13 protein-coding genes are annotated in these 12,751 nt (G+C 58.7%); 11 read left to right on the top strand and 2 right to left on the bottom strand.

Going from position 1 to position 12,751, the window contains the following annotated elements:
* Positions 1 to 54 precede the first annotated feature (54 nt).
* The 6 genes from HGP17_RS13300 (at position 55) to HGP17_RS13325 (ending at position 2,995) form a co-directional block, all read left to right on the top strand.
* Positions 55 to 327, top strand: a complete 273-nt coding sequence (locus tag HGP17_RS13300; protein ID WP_168809613.1) for a DUF2934 domain-containing protein — start codon at positions 55 to 57, stop codon at positions 325 to 327.
* Positions 328 to 592: 265 nt separating this feature from the next.
* Positions 593 to 787: a hypothetical protein gene (locus tag HGP17_RS13305; protein ID WP_168809616.1), complete on the top strand. Its 195-nt coding sequence runs from the start codon at positions 593 to 595 to the stop codon at positions 785 to 787.
* Between the two features lie 39 nt (positions 788 to 826).
* The gene (locus tag HGP17_RS13310; RefSeq protein ID WP_168809618.1) at positions 827 to 1,141 is read left to right on the top strand and encodes a plasmid stabilization protein; all 315 of its coding nucleotides are present in this window, start codon (positions 827 to 829) and stop codon (positions 1,139 to 1,141) included.
* Positions 1,142 to 1,262: 121 nt separating this feature from the next.
* Complete coding sequence (locus tag HGP17_RS13315) at positions 1,263 to 1,661, top strand: GFA family protein (RefSeq protein ID WP_168809620.1); 399 nt, start codon at positions 1,263 to 1,265, stop codon at positions 1,659 to 1,661.
* 26 nt (positions 1,662 to 1,687) lie between these two features.
* Positions 1,688 to 2,425, top strand: coding sequence for a glutathione S-transferase (locus HGP17_RS13320; RefSeq protein ID WP_168809622.1), 738 nt, complete (start codon positions 1,688 to 1,690; stop codon positions 2,423 to 2,425).
* Positions 2,426 to 2,470: 45 nt separating this feature from the next.
* The gene (locus HGP17_RS13325; protein WP_246704080.1) at positions 2,471 to 2,995 is read left to right on the top strand and encodes an isoprenylcysteine carboxylmethyltransferase family protein; all 525 of its coding nucleotides are present in this window, start codon (positions 2,471 to 2,473) and stop codon (positions 2,993 to 2,995) included.
* A gap of 2 nt (positions 2,996 to 2,997) precedes the next feature.
* Here the strand turns inward: HGP17_RS13325 and ligD are convergent, their stop codons facing one another.
* Together ligD and HGP17_RS13335 are read right to left on the bottom strand one after the other, a co-directional pair.
* On the bottom strand, positions 2,998 to 3,885 hold the full coding sequence (gene ligD, locus HGP17_RS13330; RefSeq protein WP_168809626.1) for a non-homologous end-joining DNA ligase: 888 nt from the start codon (positions 3,883 to 3,885) through the stop codon (positions 2,998 to 3,000).
* Positions 3,886 to 3,972: 87 nt separating this feature from the next.
* A complete protein-coding gene (locus HGP17_RS13335; protein ID WP_168809628.1) occupies positions 3,973 to 4,767 on the bottom strand; it encodes an SDR family oxidoreductase in 795 nt (264 codons plus the stop codon).
* 233 nt (positions 4,768 to 5,000) lie between these two features.
* On the opposite strand from HGP17_RS13335, the gene HGP17_RS13340 reads away from it, so the two are divergent.
* The 5 genes from HGP17_RS13340 (at position 5,001) to HGP17_RS13360 (ending at position 12,744) form a co-directional block, all read left to right on the top strand.
* Positions 5,001 to 6,878 carry a sigma-54-dependent Fis family transcriptional regulator gene (locus tag HGP17_RS13340; RefSeq protein WP_168809630.1) on the top strand — a complete coding sequence of 626 codons (1,878 nt, stop codon included), beginning with the start codon at positions 5,001 to 5,003 and terminating at the stop codon, positions 6,876 to 6,878.
* Positions 6,879 to 7,041: 163 nt separating this feature from the next.
* Positions 7,042 to 8,115 (top strand): 2,3-butanediol dehydrogenase, encoded by a 1,074-nt coding sequence (locus tag HGP17_RS13345; RefSeq protein WP_168809632.1) that lies wholly within the window; start codon positions 7,042 to 7,044, stop codon positions 8,113 to 8,115.
* Positions 8,116 to 8,180: 65 nt separating this feature from the next.
* A complete protein-coding gene (locus HGP17_RS13350) occupies positions 8,181 to 9,980 on the top strand; it encodes an NAD(P)/FAD-dependent oxidoreductase (protein ID WP_168809634.1) in 1,800 nt (599 codons plus the stop codon).
* A gap of 258 nt (positions 9,981 to 10,238) precedes the next feature.
* On the top strand, positions 10,239 to 10,634 hold the full coding sequence (locus tag HGP17_RS13355; RefSeq protein ID WP_168809636.1) for a RidA family protein: 396 nt from the start codon (positions 10,239 to 10,241) through the stop codon (positions 10,632 to 10,634).
* Positions 10,635 to 11,049: 415 nt separating this feature from the next.
* Positions 11,050 to 12,744, top strand: coding sequence for an ABC transporter substrate-binding protein (locus tag HGP17_RS13360; RefSeq protein WP_168809637.1), 1,695 nt, complete (start codon positions 11,050 to 11,052; stop codon positions 12,742 to 12,744).
* Positions 12,745 to 12,751: the final 7 nt, after the last annotated feature.

Raw genomic sequence — 12,751 nt, forward strand, 5'->3', positions numbered from 1 at the left:
AAGAACGGGCATTGCTCATCGACCATGTTCATTGATGCGAACGGAGAACAGCAGATGTTGGAACCTCGGGACGAATGGATCCAGAAGCGTGCATATGCCATCTGGGAAGAAGAAGGCTATCCCTTAGGGCGTGATATGATGCACTGGCAGCAGGCGAGCAGCGAACGTATCGCGCTTGAAGAGACGACTGGTGCGGAAGGCAAGGTAGACGCCAAAGTGAAGGTGAAGCGCAAGCCAGCGGTTACCGCCGCGGTCGTAGCCGAGACGGCAGCGGATAAGCCGGCAGCCAAGCGCGCGCCTAAAAAGGCTGTCAAGGCCAAGGCCTGAAGCCGGTTCGCCTTTGGGGGGCGGAAGTGGAGCGGCTCGATGATGAGCGTCGAGCCGCTCTTTCTGTGCCGTAGGCCAAATATCCGCAATCATTTCTGCGACTTGGGCCCAGACCACAAAATACTTGTCACACATTGCTGCTATCAATGCGGGTAGGGAGCCCCGTTATGCGTCGCAGTTGTGTCGATCATCTGGAAGTTATCGTTTCGGCGATGGTCTGCATGCGCGCTCTTTCGAGGCAGCGCGAGTGTGTGGAGGCGATGCGATGACATCTCTCTTCGTTCTTGCAGCACTTTATCTTCTGGCCGCGCTGATCCTGATATTGATCATCGATCGCTCCGTCGGTGTTTTCTTCCCGGCCTCAGCCAAACATCGCGCCGCTCCGCGGCATGATCGTCGTTCGTGGTTTGCCTTGGTCAACCGCAGCTCGCCCAGCCGCATATCGGAACCTTTTCCATGACGGTGGGTTCGTCTTTCATCCGAAATGAGGAGAAAGATCATGCCGCGTGGAGACAAATCCGCTTATACGGACAAACAGAAACGTAAGGCCGAGCACATCGAGGAAGGCTACGAGGATCGTGGCGTTTCCCATGACGAAGCCGAACGGCGCGCATGGGCGACCGTCAACAAGGAAAGTGGCGGGGGCAAGAAATCAGGCTCCGGCCGTGGTCACGCTGAAAATCACGAGTCGTCGGAAAAAGGCGGAAGGATTGGTGGCCGCGCCTCTGCAAACCGGCCCGCTGCCGAGCGTTCCGCATCCGCAAAGAAAGCGGCAGAGACCCGCAAGCGGCATGAACACAGCGCGCATCGTTAGCGTTAAGTCTGCGACGTCATGGTCCAAGGCATATGTATTGTGCGGCCGCAGCGGGTCGTAGTATCCCTGTGCCTTCGAGGCATGCCTCTCAGAGGATGACGGGCGAACGTTGCGAGGCGCGATGACGAGAATTCTCACGGGACAGTGTCGATGCCGTGCCGTTACCTATGAAGCTGCCGACGAATTTGCCTATGCCGTGAATTGCCATTGCTCGAATTGCCGGCGAACAACCGGCTCGGCTTTCAAGCCGTTGGCCGGCATTGCCATCGAAAAAATCAAGATAGCAGCGGGCTCTGAGAACCTCATGGTCTACGGCGATGAACCCGATAACTACCTGCATTGCGGCAAATGCGGCTCGCTTCTTTACGCGGTCGTCAAGAACGGCACCTACGCGCATGTCACCATGGGCACCCTCGTCGATACGCCAAGCATCCGGCCGACCCACCATGTTTTTGTCGGCTCGAAGGCCGAGTGGTTTGAAATCACGGACGATCTCCCACAATATGACGAAAGCGATTGATCGAGGCCAGTCCGAGGAGAGAGCGAATGGCTTACGAACTTTATTATTGGAACAGCATTCAGGGGCGTGGCGAATTCATTCGCCTGGCACTTGAGGAGGCCGGCGCCGACTATGTCGATATCTGCCGCGGGCCATCAAATGAAGGACAGGGAACATCTGCCATGATTGATATCATGGAGAGCAAATCGCTGGCCACAGTCCCGTTTGCGCCGCCTTTCCTCAGGGATGGCGAACTTATCGTTTCACACGCGGCCAACATTCTGATGTATCTGGGGCCGAAGCTCGGTCTTGCTCCCAAAGACGATCACGAGCGCCATCTCCTGAATGGTTTGCAGCTGACGATCACCGATTTCGTTGCCGAGGTCCATGATACGCATCACCCCATCGCGACCTCGAAATATTACGAGGAGCAGAAGGAGGAGGCCAAGGGGCGCTCGGCCGAGTTCATCGACAATCGAATTCCGAAATATCTTGGCTATTTCGAACGGGTGCTGGAACAGAACCCTCATGGACCGGCCCATATTTTCGGTAAGGATCTGACCTATGTCGATCTCTCATTGTTCCAGATTTACGAGGGCCTGCGCTATGCCTTTCCACGTGCGACAGCGCATCTGGAGAAACATTATCCGCATTTCGTAGCCTTGCACGCAGCTGTCATGAAGCGGCCCAATATCGCTCGCTATCTTCACTCCGACCGACGAATACCCTTCAATGAGGACGGCATTTTCCGGCATTATCCGGAACTTGACAAAGATGTAGCCTGAGCGATGTCACCGGATTCCTTTATTGCTGCCTGCTGGATCATTTGGTTGGCCGTCTGGTTTTTCGCCGCCCTCAACGCCAAAAAGACCGTAAGGCATGAAGATGCGCTCTCGAGACTCGGCAATACCTTGCCGATCTTGGTTGGCGCTATTCTGCTATCCGCCCATCCGGCATGGTTAGGCCCATTTCAGGTTCGTCTCCTTCCGAACGATGTGACGATCTCGGTTGCCGGCGCGGTTCTGACGTTCATTGGCCTTGTTTTTGCGGTTTGGGCGCGCTTTCACATCGGCCGCAATTGGAGTGGCGTGATTACGCTCAAGCAGGATCACGTGCTGATCCGCTCGGGTCCCTACGCGCTCGTCCGTCATCCGATCTACACTGGCCTGATGCTGGGAATCATAGGCTCGGCCGTTGCACGCCGCGATATCGCGGCGGCGCTCGCTGTCGCAGCCGTGCTTTACGCGGTGCTGCGTCGGATGACCATCGAGGAAAGCTGGATGAGCGATAGCTTTGGCCGAGATTACGCCGACTACAAGGCCAGAACGCCGGCACTCATTCCCTTCCTGCTATAGTCTCATGCCTTCAGGGCAGACGCCGATTTGAAAAAGTCGGCCCAGGGATCCGCGCTGGAACCGCTCAGGCGGTCGGCAGCATTCTTCACGCTGAAGGAGGCTGCGCCGATCTTCTTGTCCAATTCGTCCCAGGCGATCGGCATCGATACGGTGGCCCCTGGCCTTGCCCGCGTCGAATAGGGCGCAACCGCCGTGTTGCCACGGCCATTGCGCAGGTAGTCGATGAAAATGTGGCCAGTTCGCTTCGCTTTGCTGGCGACCGAAAGATATGTTTCGGGATCGTCGGCGCTCATCGCATGCGCGATCGCTTCGGCCGCGTCCTTGACTTTAGCCCAATCCGCCTTGGGTTTGAGCGACGCGACGATGTGAAGCCCCTTGCCGCCGGAAGTTTTGACAAAGGAGGTGAGCCCCAGCGCGGTGAAACGTTCGCGTATCTCCCTGGCCGCGGCAACGACCTTGGCCCAGGCGACATCCTCGCCCGGATCGAGATCCATGATGATCATGTCGGGTTGTTCCCAATGATCGGTGGTCGTGCCCCAGGGATGGATTTCAAGCGATGCGGATTGAACCAGCGCGGCGAGCCCATCGAAATCCTCGATCTTCAGGAACTTGGCGCTTTCGCTGTCCTCCGGATCGGCGATCTCGATGATATGCGGATTGATGCCTTTCCAGGCATGTTTCTGGAAGAAGCGCGGGCCGCCGATACCGTCGGGACAGCGAAGCAAAGCCAGAGGGCGATTGGCGACGAAGGGCGCCATCCGCGGCCAAGCCAGCGCATAATAATCGAGGAGATCCTGCTTGCTGACCTTATCGTCGGGCCAGTAGAGCCGCTCGGGATGCGTCAGTTGAACGGAAGTCTCAATGCTGTCCTTAATGGGCGTCTTTGCCATTCGCATGCGCTCCATTTTTCGACGCGAAAATAGCGCCGGGCGCAGTGTAGCATTGCCCGGCGCGATTAGTCGATCATTCACCGTGCCTTACGGCATCAACTGGCCGCCGTTGACCTCGATGACCTGGCCGGTGATGTAGCCGGACAATGTCGGAGACGCCAGGAACAGGTAAGCACCGACGCAATCCTCGGAGGTGCCGACGAAGCCCATGGGAATGGTCTTGCGCTGAAGTTCCATCTGCTCGTCGTTGGTGTAGCGCTCATGGAAGGGCGTTGCGATGACGCCTGGCGCGACCGCGTTGACGCGGATCTTGTCGTTGACGAATTCCTTTGCGTGACCATGGGTAATGGTCGAAACGAAGCCCTTGGAGGCCGCATAAAGGATCGCGCCATTGCCGCCGCCGTTACGGGCGGCGATCGAGGTGGTGTTGATGATGAAGCCACCCTGCTTCTTGAGATGCGGATGGGCAGCCCGCGTTGCCGCAAGCACCGAGCGGGCGTTGAGGTTCATCACGCGCTCATAGTGCTCGTCGGTCATGTCGGCCGTCGGCAGGCGTCCGAGCATGCCACCGGCGTTGTTGATCAACCCGTCCAGGCCGCCAAGAATGTCGGCTGCTTCATTGACCACGCGTTCGGTCTGGCCATCCTGCGAAACATCGCCCTGGATCAGATGCACGGTGCCGCCGCCAGCCTTGATTTCGGCCGCGAGCTTTTCCGCGGGTTCGCGGCTTGCGTTGAAATGCAGACCGATCTTCATCCCCTGCGCTGCAAAGGCGCGGGCAAGCGCCGCCCCGATGCCCGTCGATGCGCCTGTGATCAGCACGCGCTTGCCGTTAAGATCGGGGATGCGGATGGAAGCAAGGGACTGTGCGAGTTCTGTCATGACGTCTCCTCCTGAACTTCAACAATCATATGACGAAATCGATCCTGTCTTAACAGGCGCCGACACGGCAAGGCAATCCGGCAGTGACCGACAAAAAGACGCGGACGTGCGGTCGGAGGCATGCGACTAGGATTTCCGTCGGTGAATGGACAAATCGCAGCCGTTGCGGAGAGAAGAAGAAAGATTGTTGAGCGGCATCGAATGTGCGACCATGCCTTCGGGAGGAGCGGTCCATGGTGTCGACGTTGTCGCACATTAAGGAGATCGAGCGCGTTGCCATGGGGGCTACCAGCCCGCGCGACGCGCCCGTGGTGCAGTCTTGGCTGCGCTGCCTCAACGACTACAGGCTTGATCCTGCCGCTGCGCAGGAAGCCTACATCGTGCCGGAGATAAAACTGCGCGAGCATCGCGAGCAGGCCGAGGAGCTGATCCGCATCGGCCGGTCCGGTCTCGAACAGCTTTTTGGCCAGGTATCGGAGCAGAATTACGTCCTGCTCCTGTCGGATGGGCGCGGCGTGACCGTGGATTTCATGGGCGATCCGACCTTCGATAATCAGTTGCGCAAGGCAGGCCTTTATCTTGGCTCGGAATGGTCTGAGAGCCGGGCAGGGACATGCGCTGTCGGAGCGTGCATCGTCTCCGGCGAGCCGGTGATCATCCACCAGGACGATCACTTTGACACCAGCCATATCGGGCTGACCTGCACTGCCGCGCCGATCTTCGACACGCTCGGCGATCTGACGGCCGTTCTCGACATCTCCCAGCTCCGCTCCCCCACGGCAAAGGCCAGCCAGCAGCTGGCGCTTCACCTGGTTGCCTCGACGGCGCGGCGCATCGAGCTTGCCAATCTGATGAGCCGCACCCGCAACGATTGGGTGTTGCGCCTGGCGCGCTCACCTGAATTCCTCGATGTCGATCCGGATGCCGCCATCGCTCTTGACGGCAGTGGCCGCATCACGGGCATGACGCATGGCGGCTTCGGAGCGCTGGCGCGTGCGATGAACATGCATGGTATCGTGACGCGACAGTTTATCGGACAGCCGATCGATCGCTTTTTCGATATCGATCTGAACGATCTCCCGCAACTCATGCGCGGCCAGCCCAATGGCGATCGTCTGCTGAAGGCAAAGAGCGGGCTTGCCGTCTTTGCCAGCGCCATTGCCCCCGCCACTCATCTGCGCCGGATGCCCTCCGCCGATGTTTCCAGGGGCAAGGGCGCCTTCGACAACCTCAGCTTCGGCGACCCAGCCATGGAGCGGCTCCAGACGAAGGCAGCAAAATTGGCGGGCCGCGAGATTCCCATTCTCATCCAAGGCGAGACCGGCAGCGGAAAGGAATATCTGGCGCGAGCCATTCATGACAGCAGCGGTGGCGCCGGAAGGTTCGTCGCCGTCAATTGCGCGGCCATTCCCGAGCAGCTGATGGAATCCGAGCTGTTCGGCTATGCGCCGGGTGCCTTTACCGGCGCCAATCAGAAGGGCAAACGTGGCCTCATCGAGGAGGCGGATGGCGGTACATTGTTCCTGGACGAAATCGGCGACATGCCGCTTCCCCTGCAAAGCCGGCTGCTGCGTGTCCTCTCGGAAAACGAGGTGCAGCCGATCGGCGCTCTGAAATCCAAGCCGGTACGTCTGCGCATTCTCTCCGCGTCGCATCGTGATCTTGCCGGCCTCGTCGCGCTTGGCCAATTCAGACAGGATCTTTATTACCGTCTGAATGCGGTCACGCTTGCGTTGCCGCCACTGCGCGAACGGCAGGATCTGCCTGATGTCATCGATCATCTGCTTGCTCGCATCGGGCGGGAGAATGCACAATTCTACCGGCTTGACGCTGGCGCGCGCGGATTGTTGCTCGAGCATGACTGGCCTGGAAATCTACGCGAGCTTTTTAATGTGCTGCGCGTGGCTGCCGCACTCTCCGAGGCGGGCGTCATCGGCACGGATTGCCTGCCAGACGACCTGCATGTCGAGCCGTTACGACCCCATGCGGAGGAGCAGGATACCGATCTGCACAAGGCTCTCGACGAATGCGGAAACAATGTCTCCGCGCTTGCCCGCAAACTCGGCGTCAACCGCTCCACGATCCATCGTCGATTGAAGCGCCTCAACTGATGCGCCGCATGCAACACCTGTTGCAGGACATGTGTTGCATGCGTGATCTGCGTGGGTTCTGCACTTAGACAACTATTTGAAGTAAAAGGCTTTTACGGATTCATGCTGTTTGGCACGCGGCTTGCTGCCTTCTCATTGCTAGAGCATTTGAGGAGGAAACAGGATGAAAGCTCTCCGCTTCCATGCGGCAAAGGATTTGCGCATCGAGGATATCCCCGCGCCGGCTGAGCCTGGTCCAGGCGAAGTCCTGATCGAAAACCGCTTTTGCGGTATTTGCGGCACTGATCTGCATGAATATGCCTACGGTCCGATTTTCGTGCCCAAGGAGCCGCACCCGTTTACCAAGGCGCATGGTCCGCAGGTTCTGGGGCATGAATTCGGCGGCGTGGTCAAGGCCGTCGGCCAAGGTGTAGACCACGTCAAGGTCGGCGATCGTGTTTCCGTGCAGCCGCTGATCATGCCGCGTGTGGGTGATTATTACGCGGCACGTGGGCTATTCCACCTGAGTTCGCAGCTCGCGCTTGCAGGCCTTTCCTGGCACTCCGGCGGCATGGCGCAGCGAGCACTGCTCAACGATTATAACGTACAGCCAATTCCCGACAGCCTCAGCGACGAAGAGGCAGCGCTCATCGAGCCGACGGCCGTCGCCGTCTATGCCTGCGATCGCGCCGGCGTGACGGCTGGCAACAGCGTGCTGATTACCGGCGCAGGACCGATCGGTATCCTCACGGCCATGGCCGCCCGAGCGGCCGGCGCGACGCAACTCTTCATGTCGGATCCCAACGAGACGCGGCTTGCGCTTGCCCGGGAGGCTCTTGGAGACGTCCGCACCATCAATCCGAAGTCGGAAAAGGTGGCGGATGTCATTCGCAACGAAACAGAGGGCAACGTTGGCTGCGACATCGCGATCGAATGCGTCGGCAACGAGTATGCGCTGAAGAACTGCGCCGATGCGGTGCGCAAACAGGGCGTTGTCGTCCAGACCGGCCTGCACCCCCACGAAAACCCGCTCAACTGGTTCGACGTCACCTTCAAGGATATCGATATCAGGGGTTCCTGGGCCTATCCGACGCATTATTGGCCACGCGTCGCCCGGCTGATCGCCAGTGGTCAGATCCCTGCGCGCAAGATCGTCACCAAATTCGTGTCGCTTGGCGATGCTGTGAAGGAAGGGTTCGACCAGCTGCTCGATCCCGCGGGCAAACACCTGAAAATACTGATCGATCTGTCGCGATAGGCAATCGATCCATCGGGACGGTTGAGGAGCCGTCCCGCAATTCTCAAAGAGCAGGAGGAGATGATATGCTCGATAAGACCCCAACCACGCGCGTCCAGACGCTTCTCGACAAGTTCAGCGAGGTCCTTGCGGCCGGCCGCATCGATGAGGCCGTGTCCATGTTTGCCGAGGAATGCTATTGGCGCGATCTCGTTTCCTTCACCTGGAATATCAAGACAGTGGAGGGGCGCGATCAGGTTCGCGACATGCTGCAGAAGCAGCTGGGCACCGCCAAGCCATCGAATTTCCGTGTTGCCGCAGGTGAGGAGGCAACAGAAGCGGGTGGCGTGCTTGAAAGCTGGATTTCGTTCGAGACCGGCGTGGGACGCGGCTATGGCCTGATACGCTTCAAGAACGGTTTGATCTGGACCCTGCTGACAGCGCTGGTCGAATTGAAGGGGCATGAGGAGAAGGCGGGATTCACGCGCCCGCTCGGCGCCAAACACGGTCAGAACATCGGTGCAAAGACCTGGAAGGAAGAGCGCGAGGAGGAGGCCAGAGCGCTCGGATACGAGAATCAGCCCTACGTCGTCGTCATCGGCGGCGGGCAGGGCGGTATCGCGCTCGGCGCTCGCCTGAGGCAGCTTGGCGTCCCAACGATCATTTTGGAAAAGAACGACAGACCGGGCGATTCCTGGCGCAAGCGCTACAAGTCGCTCTGCCTGCACGATCCGGTCTGGTACGACCATCTGCCCTATATCGATTTTCCGAAGAATTGGCCGATCTTCGCACCGAAGGACAAAATCGGCGACTGGCTGGAATTCTATACCAAGGTGATGGAGCTGAATTATTGGACCCGTTCCTCGGCAAAATCCGCGACGTGGGATGAAGCGAACAAGGAATGGACCGTTGTCGTCGACCGTGACGGCGAGGAGGTCGTTCTCCGGCCAAAGCAGCTGGTCTTTGCGACCGGCATGTCCGGCAAGGCCAATATTCCGGATTTCAAGGGCCGCGAGCGGTTCCAGGGAGATCAGCATCACTCTTCGCAGCATCCCGGTCCGGATGGCTACAAGGGCAAGAAGGTCGTCGTCATCGGTTCGAACAACTCCGCTCACGATATTTGCGCAGCGCTACATGAGGCCGGCGTCGACGTCACGATGATCCAGCGCTCGACCACCCATATCGTCCGCTCGGAAACGCTCATGGATATCGGGCTCGGCGCGCTCTACTCGGAACAGGCACTGGCCAACGGCGTGACCACCGCCAAGGCAGATCTGATCTTCGCATCTCTCCCTTACCGGATCATGCATGAGTTCCAGATCCCGCTTTACGATCAGATGCGCGAGCGCGATGCCGATTTCTATGCGGCGCTGGAGAAAGCCGGCTTTCAGCTGGATTGGGGCGCGGACGGCTCCGGTCTTTTCATGAAATATCTGCGTCGAGGCTCGGGCTACTACATCGACATCGGCGCGTCCCAGCTTATCATCGACGGGAAAATCAAACTGCAAGCCGGTCAGGTCGCCGAAATCACGGAAAATTCTGTCAAGCTTGGCAACGGGCAGGAGGTTCCTGCGGATGTGATCGTCTATGCCACGGGCTATGGTTCGATGAACGGCTGGGTCGCCGATCTGATCGATCAGGAGACCGCGGATAAGGTTGGCAAGGTCTGGGGGCTGGGCTCGGATACGCCAAAGGACCCCGGCCCGTGGGAAGGCGAACAGCGCAACATGTGGAAGCCGACGCAGCAGCAGGCGCTCTGGTTCCATGGCGGCAATCTGCACCAGAGCAGGCACTATTCACAGTATCTTTCCTTGCAATTGAAGGCACGCATGGAGGGCATCGAGACGCCCGTCTATGGCCTGCAATCCGTTCATCACCAGCGCTAATCCGTTAGTTGAAAGCGTTTAAGTAATTGAAAAAATTGCAGCCCCGGGAATCATATGATTTCCGGAGCTGTAGCTGTTCGCTAGATGTGGATGGATAGATACGAGGTTAAAGAACGCGACGTCCCCATGGCGAATCAATCTGGCGTGACTGCGCCTTGGCAGATATGGAAGAGCGCAGGAGAGTCGCGCGCCCATCCTTTTGAGCCCCCAATGCTGGCGATCGCGGCTATCGATAACCGAGAAAGGCCGGGTAGATCCATGAGCAAGAACAAGCTGATTCGTTTCGATGTCGCCGATAGTCAGGCTGGCGGCCAGCGCCGCCCCTTCGCCAAGGCCGTCCGCGCCGGTGATTTCGTTTATGTCTCCGGTCAGGTCCCCACCGTCGATGGCGAGGTGATCGTCGGCAACATCGTGGCGCAGACGGAACAGGTCATCGCCAACATCAAGGACGTGCTTGCCCTTGCCGACTGCACACTCGAACATGTTGTGAAGGTCAACGTCTGGCTCGATGACGCCCGCGATTTCTCGAGCTTCAATGCGGTGTTCCAGAAGCATTTCATCGATCATCCGCCTGCGCGCTCCACCGTTCAGTCGCCGATGATGGTGGATGTGAAGGTCGAGATGGACGTCGTCGCCTATAAGCCGCTCGACTAATCCAGATCTCTCATTGTGATTGAAAGCTTCACCTGCGCGCCCTGCGCTGATTGGAGCTACTTCCCCTCGCGGATTGCGGCGGCTGAAATTATGCCGCCGCAATCTTTTTCTATTTCCCAGGGTCCGAAGCTGCGCCCATAGACCACGTGCGTTGATTCGAGCGTATGCCGCGTGGGGCAGCGATCATGCCACGTCGTGCCTCTAGGCGCCGACTTGCCCCTGATCGGCAAAAGCCGACCGCCGCTCTTTCTTTCAAAAATTCCTGATTGCCTGAGATCGCCGTCCCACCAGGACGATGCGTGCGACTGTGCATCTCATTGCCTGTTGATTTCCAAACAGCGGATTGACGAGGGCGCAAACTCACGATTAAATCAATTTGATTGACTACTCGAAAATCAACGAGAGGGAACTGCAAATGGGAATGAAGAAAAGCAGATTGCGTAATTTCCTTTACCGGGCTCCGTGGCTTGCGACTGCGGCGCTTGGCGCCTCGCTGGCATTGGGCACCGGTGCGGCCATGGCAGCCGAATCCGTGCTGACGATGCACATCGAGGAGCAGACCAGCTGGGTCAGCAACTTCAACCCTTTCGATCTGGCCGGTCGTCGTCAGAGCACGATGGATTTCATCTACGAGCCGCTCGTCATCTTCAACGCCAATGACGGCGGCAAGCCGGTCTGGCGCCTGGCGACCAGCTACAAGTTCTCCGACGATCTGATGTCGATCACCTATGAGCTACGTCCCGGCGTGAAGTGGTCGGATGGCCAGCCGCTGACCTCGGCAGACGTGAAGTACACGATCGACCTGATGCTGAAGAATCCGGCCGTTGACACCGTTGGCGTCGGCCAGACTGTCGCTTCCGTCGAAGCACCGTCACCAACTGAGGTAACGATCAAGCTCAAGGCGGTGAACTCCGAATTCCCGGAATCGCTGGCCGATTTGGCCGTCGTGCCCGAACATATCTGGAAGGACATTGCCGATCCGGTCGCCTTCAAGAACGAAAAGCCTGTCGGCTCCGGCCCGATGACGGAAGTTCGCCGCTTCACGCCTCAGGTCTACGAGCAGTGCCGCAACCCGAACTACTGGGATGCTGCATCGCTGCATGTAGATTGCCTGCGCCTGCCGCAGATTTCGGGCAACGACCAGATGCTGGCGCTGCTGCCGGAAGGCACTGTCGACTGGATCGGCTCGTTCCTGCCGCAGATCGACAAGACCTTCGTCGCACTTGACCCGCAGCATAACGGCTACTGGCAGCCGCCGGCGGAAACCGTCGCCTTCCAGATGAACTTCAAGTCGACGAATGCTGGCAATCTCGAGGCCTTCAAGGATTTGAATTTCCGTCACGCCTTCAGCATGGCGATGGACCGCCAGTCAATGGTCGATATTGCCGGCTTCGGTTATCCGGTCGTCAACCTTCATGCCAGCGGCCTGCCGCCGCGCTTCGATAGTTGGCGTAACAAGGCGGCCGAAGGCGACAAGGATGCCTTCATGGGCTTCGACACCGAAAAGGCAAACAAGATCCTCGACGATGCCGGCTACAAGAAGGGAGCTGACGGCTTCCGCACCACGCCGAGCGGCAAGCCGATCTCCTTCCCGATCATCGTTCCGAACGGCTGGACCGACTGGATCGACGCCGTGCAGATCGCTGTCGAAGGTCTCCGTGCGGCCGGCATAAATGCCTCGGTCGCCACGCCTGAATACGAACAGTGGCGCAAGCAGCTTCTCGACGGCAGTTTCGATGTCGTCATGAACTCGCGCGCCGACAGCGCGACGCCGTTCCAGGGCTATTATCAGAGCCTGTCGACGGCCTATGCCGGCAAGCTCACGGTCTCTGCGCCGCGTTACTCCAACCCGAAGCTCGACGCGCTCTTCGATCAATATCTGAAGTCGTCTTCCGATGCGGATCACAAGAAGATCTTCAACGACATCCAGGTTCTGATCGCCGATGATTTCCCGGTCGTTCCCGTCTTCAACGGCCCGACCTGGTACCAGTATTCCAGCAAGCGGTTCACCGGTTGGGTCACCGACAAGGATCCGGTCATGAACCCGGAAAACCACGACAACAACCGCATGCGTCTCATGCATCTGCTGCGCCTGAAGCCGGTCCAATAAGACCACA

The organism is Rhizobium sp. P38BS-XIX (genome assembly GCF_012641435.1).
GTDB lineage: Bacteria > Pseudomonadota > Alphaproteobacteria > Rhizobiales > Rhizobiaceae > Rhizobium.

What these genes read in the sequence shown, in the direction of transcription:
- HGP17_RS13300 (WP_168809613.1), top strand. Translation starts at nt 55, where the DNA reads ATGTTGGAACCTCGGGACGAATGGATCCAGAAGCGTGCATATGCCATC.
- HGP17_RS13305 (WP_168809616.1), top strand. Translation starts at nt 593, where the DNA reads ATGACATCTCTCTTCGTTCTTGCAGCACTTTATCTTCTGGCCGCGCTG.
- HGP17_RS13310 (WP_168809618.1), top strand. Translation starts at nt 827, where the DNA reads ATGCCGCGTGGAGACAAATCCGCTTATACGGACAAACAGAAACGTAAG.
- HGP17_RS13315 (WP_168809620.1), top strand. Translation starts at nt 1,263, where the DNA reads ATGACGAGAATTCTCACGGGACAGTGTCGATGCCGTGCCGTTACCTAT.
- HGP17_RS13320 (WP_168809622.1), top strand. Translation starts at nt 1,688, where the DNA reads ATGGCTTACGAACTTTATTATTGGAACAGCATTCAGGGGCGTGGCGAA.
- ligD (WP_168809626.1), bottom strand. Translation starts at nt 3,885, where the DNA reads ATGGCAAAGACGCCCATTAAGGACAGCATTGAGACTTCCGTTCAACTG.
- HGP17_RS13335 (WP_168809628.1), bottom strand. Translation starts at nt 4,767, where the DNA reads ATGACAGAACTCGCACAGTCCCTTGCTTCCATCCGCATCCCCGATCTT.
- HGP17_RS13340 (WP_168809630.1), top strand. Translation starts at nt 5,001, where the DNA reads ATGGTGTCGACGTTGTCGCACATTAAGGAGATCGAGCGCGTTGCCATG.
- HGP17_RS13345 (WP_168809632.1), top strand. Translation starts at nt 7,042, where the DNA reads ATGAAAGCTCTCCGCTTCCATGCGGCAAAGGATTTGCGCATCGAGGAT.
- HGP17_RS13350 (WP_168809634.1), top strand. Translation starts at nt 8,181, where the DNA reads ATGCTCGATAAGACCCCAACCACGCGCGTCCAGACGCTTCTCGACAAG.
- HGP17_RS13355 (WP_168809636.1), top strand. Translation starts at nt 10,239, where the DNA reads ATGAGCAAGAACAAGCTGATTCGTTTCGATGTCGCCGATAGTCAGGCT.
- HGP17_RS13360 (WP_168809637.1), top strand. Translation starts at nt 11,050, where the DNA reads ATGGGAATGAAGAAAAGCAGATTGCGTAATTTCCTTTACCGGGCTCCG.